Genomic DNA, 18,553 nt, shown 5'->3' with positions numbered 1-18,553 from the left:
AAATCTGGCTTACCTAGGTATGCACGAGCACGATTCCGGGGTCGAAGAACTTGCTGTTGAGGTAGCCTTTGCGCCCAAGCGAAAAGGCGGTTTGGATGTGCACGTGCGGGTGTTCGGTGGCTCCGAGATAGCCGATCAACGGATGATCGCGGAGTTGATCGACGCTGAGCTTCGCTCCGTTGGTCATCGCAGACCCGAACCCGGTGCAGCCCAATTGCTTTGTGACGTAGTCGCCTTCGCCGATCGTGTTTCCCTGATTGTCGATGTATGCTCCGGCGTCGTTTCGAGGAAGGTACGGCGGCGCGATGAGGTGTTCGTATTCGATATAGACCGTCATGCTTTCGTTCTGACCAAGACTATAGTGAGCGGCGAGGCCGACGACGCCGCCGTACGCAGAGTTCGTGCTGGGGTTCGGGCATTGGCCCTTGCCGGTGCATCCAGGGAACCAGGGTTGAACGATGACCGTCGCGTCGGTCAGCGTCGCCGAACCCGTGCCGGGTATGCCGAGACCCGTCTCCTCTTTCGTGGAGAGCAGCCTCGCGGAGTTAAGGTCGCTTATCGGAACGTCTTCGCGAAGGTTTGCGAACACGGGATCATCGCGCAGGTGCGTGATGTCGACGCCTGGATGCGCGCCCTTTGCCAAAAAGGCTTGCATCATCGAACCGGAGTGCACGCCGTAGAAGTCGCCCGCGTTGCCGGTTATCGTCTTATCGCAGGGCGTCGGTGGCGTGGAAGACGATGTGGGCCCGGACGGATTCGCAGCGAGCCCTTTTGCGCAATATTGAACTGCCGGGTTGATTCGATGCCATGTCGTCAGATGATACGTCTCATTTGGGTCCGCCGACGAAATGCCGAGACCAGCGGCGTTCCCGACTTTGAGCGACAGCTCCATCGTCGCTTGCTGGCACGGGATGAACGAATCCATCGTTCCAAAATCCATGAGTCCGGACGATGTTATGAGTTGTACGTATGAGCCGCCCGCCGGCAAGCCGGACTGGGCAGCGAGTTTCGATGCATATCCGCTCTGTGCCAAAAGTTGTTTGGCCCGATCGGCAAACGCTCCGTTATCGGACTGCAGACTTTCCGGCGCGATTCCGGGCTTGAGCTCGAGTTTCGGCAGCGAAAGGGCACCCACGAAGGCCGACGCGGCGATCGGACTGATCGCGTTTGTCGCTGGATCGATTTCGACCGTGTCTTTGAGCGCCCCGACCCTGGTGGTCACGCCATTTGCGACCGAAAAGCCCTGATCTCCGGAGAAATTCACTGTAAAGTGAGCCTGCGAGGCTTCATTTGCCGCCGTAAATCCCGGCTCGACGAGCATGGCCGAGTCGATATTGAGCGTGAACGGCATACCCTCGAGATCCAGCGGTATGGAGACGAGGGGAGGCAATGAGACGAACCGGTCTTCTTTGGGCAACGTACCGACACCGGGTTGCGATTTTGTAGCCGTCCAACGGAAATCGATCGTGCCGGTGAGGTTCTTGTTCACGTATGTGAATTTCACGACCTGACCATTGCTGATCTCGATGTCAGCCGAACTGTTGAAATTCGAGAATGTGCCCTTCGCCTGCATCGTGATCTGCATGCCGCCTGGAAACTCGCGCGTGAGTGTCTCGTTTATGGCAAGCTGGTTCTCGCCGACGGTGGTTTGCGTCGTGTACTGCCAGCCGTTCGCGGTGCCCGTATGGTTCACGGTCACCGGCCCCGACGTGTCGGCGAGAGCGGGCTCGGCCGCAGTCCAGCGCGCCGGGCTATCGTCTGAGATCTGACCCGAAGCACCAAACGTGATCGCGTGGTCCCAGGCGATCGTTCCGTCACTGATGGCGTCGGTCAACGCCGCCGGGGTCGTCTGCACCAACGCGAACTCGCCGTTGGTTTCGACGGACACGATCTTGCACAGCGCAAAACCGGCAAGCAGCAACGTCGTACCGGGTGATGCGTTTAGCACGGACGCTGGAGCATGATCGAGGACGAAGGTCGAGCCGTCCGGACTGATCGCGACGATGCTTTGCGCCGCTGACGCGTGATCGACTTGAACGAGATCGGGTCGGTACGTCACCTTGAACGTCGTCGTCGGCTCGTGAGCGAGCTCAATCACGTTAGCGGCGGTGCTTGCAGCCCCTGAACCGCCCGCATGCGAGCAGCCGGCCAAGACAAATGCGGCCGGAAGCACGGCCAATACGAATATCAAGCGATTCATGTAGCTCGACATTTCTTTGACTCCCGCCAACGCGCGAAGCAATTCTGGTGGGCGAAGAGGGGCTCGAACCCCCGACATCTTCCTTGTAAGGGAAGCGCTCTACCAACTGAGCTATTCGCCCAAAACGTTGCGCGGCGATTCGTCTGGGACTGCCGCTCCCGCCGACTTCCACGCTCCTCCGTGGAACTCCCAGAGGCGAGCGTCGATCGGCAGCATGTCTCGAGGTAAAGCGCGGGCGCTCGGGTGCCCACGAGGACGTCGAGGTCGTGGGCCAGAGGGTGTCAAAGTAGACGTGCAAGGACATCGGTTTGGGGGCGCTTCTATGCGGACACCGATATTTTTATTTGCGGCGATGCTAGCATTTGTAGTGGCGGGCACCAGCATGTCGCGCGCCGAGGACATCACGCCCGCAATGATCTTTGTGAAACATGCAACCGCTGTCGGCTATTCGTTGAGCGACGGCCGTGCAAAAGCGTTCGTGATGAAGAGTTCGGATTCGTGGGTTGATTTCAACGGCGGCCGCCACGCAGCGCTCGTGACGCTCAGGCGAGCCGGCGCGCTGTATCGCGAAGACAGGACGTACGCAGGCGGCGTCACGACCAACGGCTTCGACGGTTCGGATTTTTGGCGTGGTTCTGCGAACGACACAGTGACCGCGGACGGCGGCTATTCTCGGCCGTTCGATGTGTCGTGGGCGGTCGTGGATTCTGAGGGATACGATGCGTCGCTCTCCGCAGAGCTCCATGACACGACTCGGAGCGCGTATGTCGTGCGCATCCATCCCGCCGGCGGGATGCCTGCCGACGTGTATTTTGATCGAATGACATGGCTTGTGGACCAGGTCATCGTCGATCCAGATGGCGACGCCATACGCGAAGAGTACGCCGATTACAAGACCTTCGGAGCGGTTCAGGTCGCGACGACACGACGCATCAACGGCGACACGATCTCGGTCACAAAGTTCGATTGGGATGTACCGGTCGCCGCCGACGAACTATCCGCTCCGCCGCCCCAGAACTACATCTCGTTCCCAACAGGCGGGAGCGTCACCGTACCGTTCGATCCTCATGGCGGCATCATCGTGAATGCGTCTATTAACGGCTATTCGGGCCATTTCGCCATCGATACGATGATCAGCGGGATTTCCGTGGATCCTTTGATGGCTGAACGAGCAAGGTTGGTCGATTCCACCGACGCTCGCTTTGATTTTTTCAATCCCGATGATCTCGTCAGCACGAAGAAGGCTGCGATTCAAATCGGCGGACTCGCTTTGAACAACGTCCAAGTCGAAGTCTTTAGCAACAATCTCGCTGATGGATTTACGCCCTTCGATGGGTATATCGGGCTCGATCTCTTTGCAAAGGCTATCACATCGGTGAATTTCGACTGGAAGACGATAACATTTTCGGACCCCGCCAAGTTTCATGCGCCGCCAAACGCGTATCCGCTGCCGATCGCCTTGGATCAGGGAATCGCGCAGACCATCGTGACGTTCAATGATAAGCAGCGGGCATACATGCTGCTATCGCCCAGTTTCCAATCGTCGGTCGCGTTGTGGCAGATCTACATGAAACGTCACCCAGAGGTCGCCGATTCGGATGGCACGATCATCAGCTTCAATACGCCCTCTTTCGCCGAGGCCGGAAGGCTTCACAGTTTGAAGGTTGGCCCGTTCGAACAAGATCTCGTTCCGGTTATGCCGCTGGGATTTCCGCAAGGTGAGTCATTCAACACCGGTGCCGAAGGTATACTCGGCGAGGGCGTGCTCAGCCCGTTCAACATCGTCATCGACTATCCGGATCTCAAGCTGTTCCTTACGCCAGCGGGCAGCGCGAGGTGACGATCGAACTTCGAACTACGCGGCCGCGGACGCGATGAACAACGCGGCTTCTTTGGCGTCGGTGGCGGATGCGTTTGAATAGTCGCAAACGGGAGAACCTTCAAACCACACGGTTGCAAAACAGTCATCGCAGCCCATCACAAAAAGATCCTTGCCGTTAAGCTTTGTTGCATAGTGACCGTCTTCATCGGGGCCCGATGGCGCCGCGAATCCCTTTGTCTTCTCGCCCAATCGGGCAAAGAACAGCGAGCTCCAATCAGATAGAGTCATTGTTCCATCGCAAGTCGGCAGTCGACAAAGCGAATGGCCACCGAGAAGTCATGGTTCCCAATAGCCGCCTCCGTCGAACGAGTACACTGACGCGGTGGTCTCTGGGTAGATAGTTTGCACTTCGAAACAGTCGGCGATAATCTTGGAACTGTCATACATGCCCAGATCAGCGACCGTTAGGCCATCGGCATCTACGACGTATCGGGCGCAACCCGTCGATCCTATTGACGTTCCGGCCACTGCTGCTCGCAAGAAATAACCTCCAGGGCTGAGGGAAATAAACGAAAAGAAACCGCGCGAATTCGGCGTTGTCTCTACGCAGGCTGAAGCTTGGAACGCGCGACAAGCGTCGACGCGCACCGGCCCCTGAAGAAATGGCAAGCGCGTGCCGTCAAAGTGCTCGTCGAAGATATGCCCGCTCAGCACGCCTGTAGTACTCGCGTCGAGTGGCGACAGCGAACTCGCCGCGATCACGAGTAGCGGCACGGCGATCAGAGTAACTTTTCGAAGCATGGGCGTTGCTCGTTAAGACGATGTACCCCCAGGGGAATTCGAATCCCCGTCGCCGCCGTGAAAGGGCGGTGTCCTAGGCCTCTAGACGATGGGGGCGCACAGTTCGACCGTTTGGGCCCGGCAGGACTTGAACCTGCGACCAACCGGTTATGAGCCGGCCGCTCTGACCAACTGAGCTACAGGCCCGCGCCGGCCACCTCCATAGTATAGGAAGGAACAAGATGCGAGTCAACGGGATTCGCGGCGCCGCTTCGTTGGGGCAAGCGGTGCTTGCCCCTCTGCGGATCCGCTGTATGCCGATGCGCGGAATGCGGATGCGCCCGGGTAGACGGCATTCTCGCCGAGCGCGGCTTCGATCGCCATCAACCGGTTATACTTCTCCACGCGATCGCTGCGCGAAAGCGAACCCGTCTTGATCTGGCCTGCATTCAAGGCGACCGCGATATCGGCGATCGTCGTATCGCCCGTCTCACCAGACCTGTGCGAGATCACGGTCCGATAGCCCGCGGCTTGCGCCGTGCGCACGCAATCCACAGTCTCCGTCAGCGTGCCGATTTGATTGACCTTGACCAAGATCGCGTTGGCCGCACCGCGCGAGATGCCCCGCTGCAGATACTCCACATTCGTGACGAACAGATCGTCGCCGACAAGCTGCACCCGATCGCCGAGCCGCCGCGTCAGCTCTTCCCATCCGGCCCAATCGTCCTCGCCCAGGCCATCCTCGATGCTCACGAGCGGAAAGTCGCGCAGCAGCTTTTCGTAAAGGTCTATCATCTGGCCGGACGACAGCGGTCGCTTATCACGTTCGGCGAGGTAACCGCCCTTCTCGCGGAATTCGCTGGCAGCGGGATCCAGCGCGATCGCGACGTCGCGTCCGGGTTTATAGCCGGCGGCGGCGATCGCGTTCGTGATCAGTTCGAGCGCCTCGGCGATGTGCGTCAGCGGCGGTGCGTATCCGCCCTCGTCACCGACCGTTGTGGCAAAGCCTTTCTTCTTCAGGATCTTGCCGAGGTGATGGAAGACTTCTGCTCCGTAGCGCACTGCTTCAGCGAGAGAAGGCGCGCCGAGCGGCACGATCATGCACTCCTGGAACTGCAGCGCGCCGTCGGCGTGCTTGCCTCCGTTGATGACGTTCATCATGGGCACGGGCATGACACGACCCTGCGCTCCGCCCAGATAGCGGAATAGAGGAAGGCCGAGGTTCGCTGCCGCCGCGTGAGCACAGGCGAGGGAAACGCCGAGGATCGCGTTAGCGCCGAGCTTCGCCTTGTTCTTCGTGCCGTCGAGCGCGATCAGTGTGCGGTCGATCTCGCCCTGGTCGGTGACATCCATGCCGCGAAGTTTGCGTTCGATCGGTCCGTTGACGTTGTCGACCGCCTTGAGGACGCCCTTGCCGAGATAGCGCTTCACGTCGCCGTCGCGCAGTTCGATCGCCTCATGCGCTCCGGTCGAGGCGCCGGAGGGGACCATCGCTTCCGCCCTCACGCCGTCGGACGTCGTCACTCGCACGGCCACGGTCGGATTGCCGCGCGAATCGAGCACTTCACGCGCTCGGATTTCCGCGATCGCCGGGGCGGTGAGTTCAGGCATTGTGTTACTCCGTGATCCAGCGCTGCATGGCGCGCTTGTATGTCAGGAGCTCGGAAGCTTTGAAGAAGAGCTTGACTTCGCGCTTCGCGCTCTTCGCGCTGTCGGAACCGTGCACGAGATTTCGGCCGACCTGCATGCTGAGATCACCCCGAATCGAACCTGGCGTGGCCGCAACGGGATTCGTCGCGCCGATCGTCGCGCGGCACAATTCGACTGCGTTCGGACCTTCCACGACAATGGCGACGACCGGCGTCGATGTGATGTACTCGACAAGCGGTTTGAAGAACGGTTTGCCGACGTGTTCGCGATAGTGTTCTTTGGCGAGCTGCGTCGAAATGGCCAGCAGTTTCAGGCCTACGATCTGCAGGCCGCGACGTTCGAAGCGGGAGATGATCTCGCCGACCAGGCCGCGTTGAACTGCGTCCGGTTTAGCGAGCAGCAGCGTTCGTTCCACTAAAGAATTCCTTTCGCGAACGTGCGGCAGGCACGCTATCGCGCCAGCCGCACGTACTCTATCTTCCGCTCGAGGATGTCGACGGCATGGTCCCATGTGAACCGGGCAGCCGTTTCCAGGCCTCTGGCCCGTATGTTTTTCTGAAGCTCGGGCATGTCCTGGAGCCGCGCGACGTACGAGGCCAATTCCGTGCCGTCGTTGGTATCGACCACCAGCGCGTTGTCAAAGGGCAGCGCGTAATCCTCGCCGGTCGCACCCGTGACCGCCACGCCGCCGACCGCCATCACTTCCAATCCGACGAGCCCGAACGGTTCGCGGCCGCTGTTCGCTAGCACCGCGTCGGCGGCGGCGTACAACGCGTCGCGATCGGCATCCGAGACGAAGTATTGCAGTTCGACCACATCCTCGACTGCGCTCGCAATTGCCGCTGCAAGACCGTTCGGCACCGAGCGCACGACATGATGGGAAAGGCCGCGTGCGCGCACTCGTTCGCGCACCGCGTTGCCGTGCGGCTCCGACCCGCCGCGCATCACAAGTTTCGGACGGCGCCCGATGCGCTTGAGTTCAGCGACCGCATCCACAGCCATGAGCCAGCGTTTGTCCGGATCGAATCTGCCAAATTTTACGAGCCCGATACCGGCGCCGAGCGCGCGCGAGATCTCGCCGACATATTTCGGCGGTGGCTTCGCGGCAAGGCGCGCCTTTGGGATGCCGTTCGGGATGATCAGCGGATCCTGGCCGACGGCCGCCATCATGTGTTTCATCCAACGGCTTACCGTGGTGACCGTCGTGGCGCGTTGGAGCCGCCGCCAATCGATCCGGTCGAAACCGTAGACGTTGTTCGCATTCCATAGGATATCGACGGCCCCGCCACAGCCGACGACATCGGCGAGTTGACGGATCATGATCGCGGTCTGCGTCGTCTGCCATTCTTCGGCGAGCACGACGACGCGGCCGCCGCGTTCGGCTGCCGGCTTCACGTGTTCGTCTACGACCCGTTGTGGGATCGTGCGCTGATAGTCGAGCACTTTTCCCCACTCGCCGTCGTAGACGCCGTCGGGATGATAGCGCGAGATCCACTGACACCAGCGATGCCACGTGAGCCCAGGCGTGGGCGTCTCCGTCGGCGCGAGTTCGGGATCGCCGACGAAATAGAGATCCGTCTGGGCGCCGCGCGCTGCGAGCGCGGTCGACAATTCGGCAGCGCGCACGCCGAGACCGCCGGCGCGGCTATACACGTCGGGACCTTCGAACGACAGCATCACGTAGGACGTCGCCATGCACGGGTGTACGCTACATGCGTAGGGGCCGACCTCTCGGCCGGCCCCTTTTGCGATCGTCGCTTGGGTCAACTAGGAAGCGCGGAAGAACACGCTTTCACGGTGCACGAACTCGCGATGGTGATGCTGCAGCCGTAAGAGTATGTCCGCGTTGCCGTTGCTCGCCATCCAGGTGCAGACGACGATGATCGGGAGTTTGGCCGCCCACTGCGTGATGTGCGCTTCGTACGCCGCGAGCACCGAGTCATCCGTGCCGTCGGGATCCATCTCGGGGTGACCGAGCAATCGAAGCGATTGCCAGCCCGCGTTGAGGATACCCATGACGGTGTCCTGGAATGCATCCACCTGCTGAGACGCGACGAGGTGCGCCGGCGCAGACTCGAACCACGTGAACGTGAGCTGCCTCGACTTCTCGAGCTGCTGAAGATCGAAGCCGCTCGCCGCGACGAGATGTTCGAGCGGTTCGCGATTATCCGGATGCACGACGAGCATGACCGCCTGATCCCCGCGCAGCGCGTTGACGATGAAGTCGCGCGCAAATGCGTGGTATTCGTCAAGATCCTGCACGACGTAGAGCACGTGGCGCCCGTGTGAGACGTTCGGCCCGGCGATGCCGAGATCGAGCGGCGCGAACCCGGACGGACGTGCGTCGAGTTTCTCTCGTATCAGCGAGAGCGAGTAGCCTTTGCTCTTGAGACGGTTGATCTCGTCGACGCGCGCGACCGCTTCTTCCTCGTCGAAGAGGTTGGTGCGCCCTTGCACCGAGTCGACGTCCAACAGGCCGCACTCGCCGTACTTGCGAAGCGTCGGCACCGAGACGTTGAGGCGAACTGCGAGTTCTTTGATCGTCACTTTACGCGCCAAGACCGTTGTCCTCCGGAATTCGTTCCATCTTTTTCCGAGGTGTATCCGTTGACCGCCGATGCGTCGTTCCCGCCCGTGCTGCTCGATGAGGTCGCGATCGCGGCCGGCGTCGCAGCGTTGCCGAGGTTCGGTCGGGTTCGTTATTCGGTCACGGTGGACTCGACCAACGCTCGCGCGCTCGAGTCACTGTATGCATATGATGCGCTTGGCATATCATTTGTTACGGAGTCACAGGAGGCCGGAAGAGGCCGAGGCGGCCGCTCGTGGGCGTCGCCGCCCGCCGCGGGTTTGCTCTGTTCCACGATCCTTCCAACCGAGATACCCCATGCGAGCCTGCCGGCCGTCGGCTTCTGGGCAGCGCTCGCGATACGGGGTGCGATAGAGCGCGTCGCGCACGTCGCGACGGCCTTCAAATGGCCGAACGACCTGCTTTTGCGGGCACGCAAGTGTGCCGGGATCTTGTGCGAGGCGCGGTCCATCGGTGCGTCGTCACGGGTCGTCGTCGGCGCCGGCATCAACGTCAATCGACCGAAGAAAGTACCGTCCGATCTCGACGCCGCATGGTTGACGGACGGCTCCGGATCGCTGATCGATCGTACCGCCCTGCTTGTGACGCTGCTCACAGAGTACGAGCAATCGTTTGACGAGCTGCTTCGCTATCCGGCGCGCGTCGTCGAACGATGGGCGGCAGAAGCCGCGCTCAGTGGCCAGACGGTGGCAGTGAAAGCACTCGACGGTTCAGTGTCGCATGAAGGATCGGTGCTCGGCGTCGGTTCGGATGGCGCACTCTTGCTGCGCACTTCGAAAGGCGACGTGCGCGTGACGTTAGGCGACGTCCGCGCCGTTTAGTTGCGGCCATTTGTTTGAAGGGGCCATTTGTTTGAAGGGGCCGACGCTAGTCGGCCCAGCGAACCATTTGTTTGAAGGGGCCGACGCTAGTCGGCCCAGCGAACGTAACCTGAGCCGACTAGCGTCGGCCCCTTCAAAACTCTAGACGATCGTTGTGAACGCTTGTTCCGCGTGATACGACGAGCGCACGAGCGGCCCGCTCACGACTTGATGAAAGCCCATCGGCTTCACCTGCGTCGCGAACCATGCGAATTTCTCGGGCGTCACGAATTCCACGACGTTGAGGTGCTTCTTCGTAGGCTGCAAATACTGGCCAAATGTGATGATATCGACGCCGACGCCACGCAAATCGCGTGCTGCCTGAAGGACGTCATCATCGGTCTCTCCGAGACCGAGCATGATGCTCGACTTCGTATAGTTGTCAGGGCGCTGCCGTTTCGCATAATCGAGGACGTTCAGCGTCTGGTCATAGCCGCAGCGACGATCACGCACGCGCGGTGTCAATGTCCTCGTCGTTTCGATGTTGTGCGCGTAGACGTCCGGCTCGGCGTCGAGTACCGTCCGCACCGCGGTGAGGTCGCCGCGATAGTCCGAAGTCAACACCTCGACCTTGACGTGCGGCGTGCGTGCACGTATCGCGCGGATCGCAGCAGCCATTGCAGCGGCGCCGCCGTCCGGTAGATCATCGCGATCAACGCACGTGATCACCGCGTAGTTCAAGCCTAGATCTTCAATCGAACGCGCGAGCTTGTAGGCTTCGAGCGGATCAACCGGATTCGGCAGACCGGTCTTGACGTTGCAGAAGCGGCAACCGCGTGTGCACGTGTCGCCCAAGATCATGAACGTCCCCGTACCGACGCCCCAGCACTCGGCGATGTTCGGACACATGGCTTCCTGGCAGACGGTGTGGAGGCCGCGTTCTTTCACGATGCCGCGCAAGCGCTCGTAATTGTCGCCGCTCGGCAATTTGACTTTGAGCCACTCGGGTTTGCGGGCTATCATGGGCTACGACACTTGGGCCGACACAAAGTCGGCCCCTTCAGGCTGGTTGATGAACGTCAGATCGAAGACGGCGGCGAACGCGTCGAGCAAGGGTTGCTTCATCTTAGGTATGCCGACCTCGCGTCCGGCAGCCAACGAGACGGTCGTGACCGCAACCTCCGGCATGCCGCACGGGTTTATCAAGCGGTAGTACGAGAGATCCGTGCACACGTCGAGCGCGAAGCCGTGATACGTGACGCTGCGGCGAACGGCGGCACCGATCGATGCGACCTTCGCGTCGCGCACGAACACGCCGGGATGATCGCTGCGGCGCACGCCTTCCACGCCGAAATGAGCGAGCGCTCGGATTATGCTCTCTTCCATGCGCCGCACGAAGCCTTGCACTTCGCGCAAGCGCTCGAGTTTGAAGATCGGATAGCCGACAAGTTGCCCGGGACCGTGATAAGTGAGGTCGCCGCCGCGCTCCACCTCGAAATAGTCGACGCCGCGCCGGCGCAGATCTTCGGCGGCGACGAGCAAGTTGTGCTTCTTGCCGGACTTGCCCATCGTGATGACCGGCGTATGCTCGCAGAGGAGGAAGGTGTCGCCGATCAGACCGTCCGCGCGCGCTTCGAGCATCGCTTTCTGCATGCGCCATGCCGGTTCGTAGGCGATGACGCCGAGATCACGCAGCGCGGCTGAGGCCATGATGGATCAACCTGTCTTGGTGTTGACGATATGGATCGCTTTGCCGTGCAGCGCTTCGGCCGCTTCCATGATCGACTCGCCGAACGTGGGATGCGCGTGGATCGAGAGGCCGATGTCTTCGACTGTGGCGCCCATTTCGATCGCGATCACCGCTTCGCCGATCATCGCTTCTGCCATAGGTGAGACCGCGTGAATCCCGAGGACGAGATCGGTCTTCTTGTCGCCGACGATCTTGACCATGCCGTCGGTGATACCGACCGTGCGCGCACGGCCGAGTGCTGCAAGCCGGAACTTGCCGACGCTGATCTCGTAGCCCGCTGCCTTCGCTTGTTCTTCGGAGAGACCGGCTGTCGCGACTTGCGGGTCGGTATAGACGCAGTTGGGAACCGCCATCGGATCATACGCGGCCGGCAAGCCGGCGATCACTTCGGCGGCGACCACGCCTTCCTTCATCGCCTTGTGCGCGAGCAGCGGACCGCCGGCGCAATCGCCCACTGCATAGACGCCCGCGACATTGGTCATGCGGCGCTGATCAACGCCGATGAATCCGCGTTCCATCTTGATGCCGAGTTTATCGACGCCTTTCGGCGTGCGCGGCCGGCGGCCGACGGCGACGAGCACCTTGTCGAACTCGCGCGTTTCGGTCAGCTCGCCCTCGAGCTTTGCCGCGACCTTCGATCCACGTACTTCGACTGACGCGCACTTCGTCTTGAGGTGCACGTTGATGCCTTGCTTTTTGAGCGACCGCAAGAGCGTTTGCGAAATCTCAAGATCCGTGTCGCCCAGCGCGCGATCCATCATCTCGACGACGGTCGCGTCTGCGCCCAACCGGCGGTAGATCGTCGCGAACTCAAGGCCGATCACGCCGGCGCCGAGGATGAGGATGGTCTTGGGAAGATCCGTGAGCGTGACCGCATCGTCGGAATTGAGAATCGTCTTGCTGTTGCGCTCCATGTTGGGAAGCGGAATGGGTTCGGAACCGCTCGCGATCACGAGCGCTGCGCACGTATACGTTTCCGAACCGCCGTCAGTTTTGGCTACCTTGACCGTGCTCTTGTCCACGATCTCGGCGACGCCGAACACGGACTCGACTTTATTCGACTTATACAGTGAGCCGATGCCGCCGACGAGGTCGTCGATCATCTTGGCTTTCCATTTGTTCAGCGTGGCGAGATCGAGCTTCGGCGCACCGAACGTCACGCCCATGTGCTCGAGCTCTTTCGCCTGCATGATCACTTCGCCGACATGGAGCAGGGCTTTGCTCGGCATGCAGCCCCAATTTAGGCAGACGCCGCCCAAGCGCTCTTGCTCGACGCACAGCACCTTTTTGCCCAACTGGCCCAGACGGATAGCGGCGGAGTATCCGCCCGGTCCGCCGCCGATGACGATCACGTCGTAGGATGTCGGCACGCGACTAGTTCCCTTCCATCAAGAGCAGCTCTGGTGCGGCGAGAAGATCCGCGATCTCTCGCAAGAAGCGCGCGGCGAGCGCGCCGTCGACGACGCGATGATCGAAACCAAGCGAGAGGTAGACCATGCTGCGCACCACGATCTGGCCGTCGCGCACGACCGGCCGCTCTTGGATGCTGTGGGTTCCCATGATCGCCACTTCGGGGTGGTTGATCACGGGGAACGTCAGCAGTCCGCCGACCGATCCGACGTTTGTGATCGTGAACGTGCCGCCGGTGATGTCGTCGTGCGAAAGCTTGCCGCTGCGCGCCTTCTCGGCAAGGTTGACGATCTCGCGGGCCAGATCGAAGATGCTCAGACGGTCGGCGTCGTGGATCACGGGCACGACAAGCCCGGCCTCGGTGTCGGTGGCGATGCCGATGTTGTAGTTCTTCTTCAGCACGATCTCGCTGGCCGCGTCGTCGAGCGAAGCGTTCACGAACGGATACTTCTTGAGCGCTGCGGTGGCGGCTTTCACGAAGAACGGCAGATACGTGAGCTTGACGCCGCGCTCGGCCGCGCGCTCTTTGCTGCGCGCGCGCCAGCGCACGAGCTCGGTCATGTCGGCTTCATCCACCTGGAGCGTGTGCGCCGCGGTGTGCTTGCTATGGACCATATGCTGCGCGATATTGCGCCGGAGTCCGCGCAGAGGCACGCGTTCCGGAAGCGCGCTCGGTGCCGCTTGGGCCCGCGGTGCCGCGGCGGGAGCGGCCTCGCTCGCACCGGCTTTCGATACGCGTTCGACGTCGCCGCGCTGAATGCGCCCGCCTTCGCCGGATCCGCGAACCGCGGCGAGGTCGACACCGAGTTCACGCGCGAGTTTGCGCACGGCGGGTGCGGCCAGCGGCTTACCGGCAAGCGACGTATCCGCCGTTTCGCGCGCGGTCGATGCTGCCGGCTCTGCGGCTCTCGCATTCTTCGGAGCTTCGGAGGCGGCGGCGGTCTGCTGCTCGACTTTGCCGTTCGCAGGCGTTGCCGCTTCCACCGGTTGCACGTGCGGCGTGACGTGCTCGAGCTTTGTCGTATCGTCTATCTTCTCGCCTGGTTCGCCGAAGATCGCGATCGGCTTACCGATCGGAACGACCTCGCCTTCCTTCGCCACTTGCTTCAACAAGATGCCGGCGTACGGCGACGGCACTTCGACCGTCACCTTGTCCGTCATGACCTCGACGAGCAGCTGATCTTGCTCGACTCTATCGCCCTCGTTGACGAGCCATTTCACGATCTCGCCTTCGACGACTGACTCGGCCAGTTCGGGCATCTCCAGTTCGACTGCCATGTTGCATCCTTCTTCGGCTGCGGCCGGCGCACGGCCGCCATGTAGAAGCGGCGACGACTAGAAGTTGAGCGTCTTCTTGATGGCGCGGTTGATGCGATCGACATTCGGCATGTACGCCTTCTCGAGGGCATAGGGAAACGGCGTATCCCAGCCGCCCACTCTGACGATCGGACCCTCGAGGTATTCGACGCCGTTCTCGGCGATATAGGCCGCGATCTCGCCCATGAATCCGCCGATGCGCGGCGCCTCCTGGAGCAGGACGACGTGACCGGTCTTCGCGACCGTCGTCATGATGGCGTCGCAGTCATACGGCTGCAGCGTGCGCAGATCGAGCACCTCGACATCGACGCCTTGCGGCTTCATCTTCTCCGCCGCTTCGAGCGCGAGCTGCACCATCGCGCCGAAGGTGATGAGGGAGACGTGCTTGCCTTCGCGAGCGATGGCCGCTTTGCCGAGCGGCACCTCGTACGCGCCGTTCGGAATCTCTTGCTTTTGAAACCGATAGATCTTCTTCGGTTCCATGAAGACCACCGGATCGTCGTCGCGGATCGATGAGATGAGGAGCCCCTTCGCGTCGTACGGGTTGCTGGGCGCGACCACTTTCAGCCCCGGTGTGGCGACGAAGTACGATTCCGGCGATTGCGAGTGATAGCCGCCGCCGCGAACGCCGCCGCCGTAGGGTGAGCGCACGACCATCGGGCAGTAGAACTGCCCGGCGGACCTGTAGCGCATCTTCGCGGCTTCGGATACGAGCATGTCGAATCCAGGGAACAGAAAGTCGATGAACTGGATTTCGGCTATAGGCCGCAGTCCGAACATCGCCATGCCGACGGCCGCGCCGATGATCCCAAGCTCGGCGAGCGGCGTGTCGATGACGCGATCCTTGCCGAACTTGTCGATCAGACCTTCGGTGACCAAGAAGACGCCGCCGCGCGGACCGATGTCCTCGCCGAGCGTGACCACGTTGGGGTCGAGCGTCATCTCGTCGATCATGGCCGAGCGCACCGCCTGCACCATGGTGGACAGCGTCGTTTTCTTTTCTACTTCTACGGTTGCCATTTCGTCGCAGCCCCTTTAGACGCCGAGCTCGGCGGCGAGCTCTTTGCGCTCCCACTCGAGCTGCGGCGTGTACGTCGCATAAGTGTGGTCGAGCACCGTCATCATCTCCGGCACGGGACTTGCTTCGGCTTCAGCCAGCGCCTTTGCGACTTCGGCCTTGACGTCGACGAGCAACGCTTCTTCCTTCTTCTCGTCCCAGAGCTTCTGCGATGCGAGGAAGTTCCGGAAGCGCGTGATCGGGTCGCGCTGCGTGCGCCACATCTCGAGCTCGCCTTTGGGCCGATAACGCGTGTCGTCGTCGGCGGAGGAGTGCGGACCGTAGCGGTACGTGTATGACTCGATCAAGCTCGGTCCGCGACCGGCGCGCGCTTTGTCCGCGCAATGCTTGGTCACCGCGTAGACCGCGAGCAGATCGTTGCCGTCCACCAAGAAGCCTTCCATGCCGTACGCTTTCGCCTTCTCGGCGATGGTCTTCGTATGCGTCTGCTCTTCGAGCTTCACGCTGATCGCGTATTGATTGTTCTGGCAAAACAGGATGATGGGAGAGCCGTAGACCGCTGCGAAGTTCATGCCGACGTGAAAGTCGCCTTCGCTCGTCGCGCCGTCGCCGAAGTAACAGATCGTGATGCCATCGGTTTTCTTGATGTGCTGCGCCATCGCCGTGCCGACCGCCTCGGTTATCTGATTGCCGACCGTCGACGAGGGCGGCGGCATATTAAGGTCGCGTCTTCCCGGCCCATGCGGCATGAGGCGGCCTTGGCTCGGATCGAGCATCCTTCCGAGCTGGTGCGCAAACCATTCCGATGCTTTGAGCCCCTTGACCATGAGGCTGCCTTGCGATCGATGGTCGCCGTACATCCAGTCTTGGGTCCGCAGCGGAAGCGCGCTGCCGATCTGGCTCGCCTCTTGTCCGGCGATCTGCGCGAAGAATCCCGAACGGCCTTGGCGCACGAGGATGTAGCATCGATCGTCGACCGCTCGCGCGAACACGAGCCAGCGATACATGCGGAGGTAGTCATCGGAGGAAAGTCCGAGCTCTTTGACGTCGCCTGACGGGCGGCCATCGTATTCGAGATATTTGATCGGCGTATCGGTGAACGGCTTGATCTGCATCGTGCTCTCCGTAGGCGGCGGACCACTCGAACCCGAGTCCTCATAAGGAAGCCCGGCAGTCCCGACGCGATGGGTATAAAGAACGAAAGATTGCGGCGGTTTTTCCTGGGCCTTCTTGTTTCTCTTTCGACCAATCCCTCCGAAAGATGGAATTTGCGACCCACACGACCCGGCCCGGGAGCTTAACGTTTCTCCTGCCGGATTGATGTTTTCATTTCGATTGGCTGAAGGGGCCGACGCTAGTCGGCCCGCGCGAAAACGCGCCTTACCCGGATACTATCGTGGAGAGGGCTGCGAGTTTGAGCACGGTATTCCAATTGCGGCCCGTGCCCGACGTGCCGGTCTTTCGCTCGATCGCAACATTTGTAAGCCGCGATCTTCCTATACCATCAGGGAAGTAGATGTAGAGCTGCTTGCCTTTCGCGCGGACTTTTTCTCGACCGGTAATGCTTGCCGTAAGCTCGGACACGCGGCCCTTTTCAGCTTCTGCCTTGCAGAACAACACGACCAGATGCCCCGGATCGCTCTTTGCCTCGACGCGGAATGGATTTGCCGAGACGATCGCCGCGAGTTCCTCGGCCGAGCGGACCATGATGTCTGTTTTCAGCGCCAAACGTTTCGCGGACTCACGTTCGAGAAGATCTTCGAGCTCATCGGTCAGCTTCGCGCTTGACCGGAAGATCAGATTACCGCTTTGCAAGATGCTCTGAGGCTCAGCCAGGCCGATCGCGGCAAGCATGGCCCGGAGATCGGCCATCGCGACCGGCTGATGACCGGCTACATTGACCGCGCGCAGAAACGCAAAATACATCCGTGCGGCGTCCTTCATGGCTTGCGCGCCAAGATACTTGGCTGGGGACATGGAATCCGCCCCACCGTCGGATCATGTAGGGCGGACCTTTATGGTCCGCCGATGGGGGACGCTGCCATCAATCTCGCGCCGTTCAATTTTTTCAAGATCACGGTTGGCCTCTATCGCATCGTGCCGGGACCGCCGCTCGATCCCGGCATGCAGGGCGAGCTGCTGAAAGAACTGCATCGCGATTACCCGTCGCTGACGCAGATCCAGGGCGGCGTTCTCTTCTCAGACCCGCCAAAAGGCAGAACCCTCGTGATCGATCAGGCTCGGGTCGAATCCAGCGAGACAAGCCCGAGATCGGCAAGTCAGGCGATCGAGCGGATCGGTGAAGAGTTCCAGAAGACGCTGCGTATCGTCGCCTATCCCGCGCCGTACCGCGTGAAAGTCGAAGCCGACGGCACGATCCAGGCTTGGGAAGGGCTTGATCCAGTCGCCGTCCTGAAACGTCACGCGCCCCCGCGCGCGGAGTGGGATTCGCTCGGCGGAGCGTGCCGGTTCGCGTGCGTGCGTTATCTTTTCGCCACGCCCGACGGTGGACAGCGCGACATCCGCGTCGAGCCCTTGTTTCAAGCCCCGGACAAATTTTACACATCGGCGATATCCATGCCGGGCGCGACCGCGTGCGCGACGCTTGAAGCGGCGATGGAGCGCGCGCGTCAGGAAGCCGACATCATCGAGCGGTTGAGCGATCGCCTCGTCGCCGACATCGCGAAGGATGCGTGAAGTGAACCCACAGATATACGTGAATATCGCAATTGGGTTATTGCTCGTCGGTGTTATCGCATTTCGAATCGCGCGCGAGCGAAAGATCCCAATCGGCAGCTTGTGGATACTTCCCGGTATCGTCCTCTTGATCGCTCTTGCTAGCATCGTGTATCAGCGTGTCGATTCGCCGCTCGATGTCATCTCTATGCTGCTCGGTTTGGTCGCCGGAACCGCCCTGGGCTGGTATCAAGGCGTGCACAGCACGGTTCGCGTGGACAAAGCGGCGAAAACGGCGTTCGTAAAGACGTCGCCGTTCGGCGCCTTTCTTTTTGTAGCGGCTATCGCATTTCGTTTCGGCGCGCGCTACTTCACCGGCGGCCTCGCCGCGCCGGATCCCTCCGGACGGCTCTCACCCGAAGCTGCTCTCGTCAGCGCGATTGCGCTCATGTTCGCGGTCGGCATACTTTTTGGACTGCGCCTTTATGTGAAGCGCGCCTATGACGACGCACCCGCGCCGTCATAGGCTGACGTAATGGCCCG

The 18,553-nt window shown here is 61.2% G+C and carries 18 protein-coding genes and 3 tRNA genes; 4 read left to right on the top strand and 17 right to left on the bottom strand.

The window, feature by feature from the left end:
- Positions 1 to 13: 13 nt before the first annotated feature.
- On the bottom strand, positions 14 to 2,200 hold the full coding sequence (locus tag VKT51_11950; GenBank protein HLJ84876.1) for a hypothetical protein: 2,187 nt from the start codon (positions 2,198 to 2,200) through the stop codon (positions 14 to 16).
- A 45-nt stretch (positions 2,201 to 2,245) separates the two neighbouring features.
- A tRNA-Val gene (locus tag VKT51_11945) sits at positions 2,246 to 2,321 on the bottom strand.
- A 261-nt stretch (positions 2,322 to 2,582) separates the two neighbouring features.
- On the opposite strand from VKT51_11945, the gene VKT51_11940 reads away from it, so the two are divergent.
- Complete coding sequence (locus tag VKT51_11940) at positions 2,583 to 4,040, top strand: hypothetical protein (protein HLJ84875.1); 1,458 nt, start codon at positions 2,583 to 2,585, stop codon at positions 4,038 to 4,040.
- A gap of 15 nt (positions 4,041 to 4,055) precedes the next feature.
- Here the strand turns inward: VKT51_11940 and VKT51_11935 are convergent, their stop codons facing one another.
- The 8 genes from VKT51_11935 to VKT51_11900 all read right to left on the bottom strand — a co-directional run bounded on the left by VKT51_11935 (position 4,056) and on the right by VKT51_11900 (position 9,011).
- A complete protein-coding gene (locus VKT51_11935) occupies positions 4,056 to 4,310 on the bottom strand; it encodes a hypothetical protein (GenBank protein ID HLJ84874.1) in 255 nt (84 codons plus the stop codon).
- Between the two features lie 48 nt (positions 4,311 to 4,358).
- Positions 4,359 to 4,823, bottom strand: a complete 465-nt coding sequence (locus tag VKT51_11930; protein ID HLJ84873.1) for a hypothetical protein — start codon at positions 4,821 to 4,823, stop codon at positions 4,359 to 4,361.
- Between the two features lie 23 nt (positions 4,824 to 4,846).
- A tRNA-Glu gene (locus VKT51_11925) sits at positions 4,847 to 4,919 on the bottom strand.
- A gap of 16 nt (positions 4,920 to 4,935) precedes the next feature.
- Positions 4,936 to 5,009 (bottom strand) — tRNA-Ile (locus tag VKT51_11920).
- 42 nt (positions 5,010 to 5,051) lie between these two features.
- Complete coding sequence (eno, locus tag VKT51_11915; GenBank protein ID HLJ84872.1) at positions 5,052 to 6,413, bottom strand: phosphopyruvate hydratase; 1,362 nt, start codon at positions 6,411 to 6,413, stop codon at positions 5,052 to 5,054.
- Between the two features lie 4 nt (positions 6,414 to 6,417).
- Positions 6,418 to 6,867 carry a nucleoside-diphosphate kinase gene (gene ndk / locus VKT51_11910; GenBank protein HLJ84871.1) on the bottom strand — a complete coding sequence of 150 codons (450 nt, stop codon included), beginning with the start codon at positions 6,865 to 6,867 and terminating at the stop codon, positions 6,418 to 6,420.
- Positions 6,868 to 6,902: 35 nt separating this feature from the next.
- Positions 6,903 to 8,147 carry a glycosyltransferase family 4 protein gene (locus tag VKT51_11905; GenBank protein HLJ84870.1) on the bottom strand — a complete coding sequence of 415 codons (1,245 nt, stop codon included), beginning with the start codon at positions 8,145 to 8,147 and terminating at the stop codon, positions 6,903 to 6,905.
- A 72-nt stretch (positions 8,148 to 8,219) separates the two neighbouring features.
- Positions 8,220 to 9,011, bottom strand: coding sequence for an MEDS domain-containing protein (locus VKT51_11900; protein HLJ84869.1), 792 nt, complete (start codon positions 9,009 to 9,011; stop codon positions 8,220 to 8,222).
- A 48-nt stretch (positions 9,012 to 9,059) separates the two neighbouring features.
- On the opposite strand from VKT51_11900, the gene VKT51_11895 reads away from it, so the two are divergent.
- Positions 9,060 to 9,860, top strand: coding sequence for a biotin--[acetyl-CoA-carboxylase] ligase (locus VKT51_11895; protein ID HLJ84868.1), 801 nt, complete (start codon positions 9,060 to 9,062; stop codon positions 9,858 to 9,860).
- A gap of 141 nt (positions 9,861 to 10,001) precedes the next feature.
- Here VKT51_11895 and lipA read toward each other — a convergent pair whose 3' ends face one another.
- From lipA to VKT51_11860, 7 genes are all read right to left on the bottom strand, one after another.
- On the bottom strand, positions 10,002 to 10,862 hold the full coding sequence (lipA, locus tag VKT51_11890) for a lipoyl synthase (protein ID HLJ84867.1): 861 nt from the start codon (positions 10,860 to 10,862) through the stop codon (positions 10,002 to 10,004).
- 3 nt (positions 10,863 to 10,865) lie between these two features.
- Positions 10,866 to 11,549: a lipoyl(octanoyl) transferase LipB gene (lipB, locus tag VKT51_11885; protein ID HLJ84866.1), complete on the bottom strand. Its 684-nt coding sequence runs from the start codon at positions 11,547 to 11,549 to the stop codon at positions 10,866 to 10,868.
- A 6-nt stretch (positions 11,550 to 11,555) separates the two neighbouring features.
- The gene (lpdA, locus tag VKT51_11880) at positions 11,556 to 12,959 is read right to left on the bottom strand and encodes a dihydrolipoyl dehydrogenase (GenBank protein ID HLJ84865.1); all 1,404 of its coding nucleotides are present in this window, start codon (positions 12,957 to 12,959) and stop codon (positions 11,556 to 11,558) included.
- A 4-nt stretch (positions 12,960 to 12,963) separates the two neighbouring features.
- Positions 12,964 to 14,277, bottom strand: coding sequence for a dihydrolipoamide acetyltransferase family protein (locus tag VKT51_11875; GenBank protein ID HLJ84864.1), 1,314 nt, complete (start codon positions 14,275 to 14,277; stop codon positions 12,964 to 12,966).
- Between the two features lie 57 nt (positions 14,278 to 14,334).
- Positions 14,335 to 15,336, bottom strand: coding sequence for an alpha-ketoacid dehydrogenase subunit beta (locus VKT51_11870; GenBank protein HLJ84863.1), 1,002 nt, complete (start codon positions 15,334 to 15,336; stop codon positions 14,335 to 14,337).
- Positions 15,337 to 15,351: 15 nt separating this feature from the next.
- Complete coding sequence (locus VKT51_11865) at positions 15,352 to 16,449, bottom strand: thiamine pyrophosphate-dependent enzyme (GenBank protein HLJ84862.1); 1,098 nt, start codon at positions 16,447 to 16,449, stop codon at positions 15,352 to 15,354.
- 265 nt (positions 16,450 to 16,714) lie between these two features.
- Entirely contained in the window at positions 16,715 to 17,311 is a 597-nt protein-coding gene (locus VKT51_11860) for a DUF1697 domain-containing protein (protein ID HLJ84861.1), read from the bottom strand.
- 51 nt (positions 17,312 to 17,362) lie between these two features.
- Between VKT51_11860 and VKT51_11855 the strand changes: the two genes are divergently transcribed.
- A complete protein-coding gene (locus VKT51_11855; GenBank protein ID HLJ84860.1) occupies positions 17,363 to 18,031 on the top strand; it encodes a hypothetical protein in 669 nt (222 codons plus the stop codon).
- Between the two features lies 1 nt (position 18,032).
- Positions 18,033 to 18,536, top strand: coding sequence for a hypothetical protein (locus VKT51_11850; protein HLJ84859.1), 504 nt, complete (start codon positions 18,033 to 18,035; stop codon positions 18,534 to 18,536).
- Positions 18,537 to 18,553 lie beyond the last annotated feature (17 nt).

Source organism: Candidatus Eremiobacteraceae bacterium (assembly GCA_035295225.1).
Lineage (GTDB): Bacteria > Vulcanimicrobiota > Vulcanimicrobiia > Eremiobacterales > Eremiobacteraceae > JABCYQ01.
The sequence above is the reverse complement of the archived record's forward strand: the minus strand, read 5'-3'. Positions and strand labels throughout refer to the sequence as shown.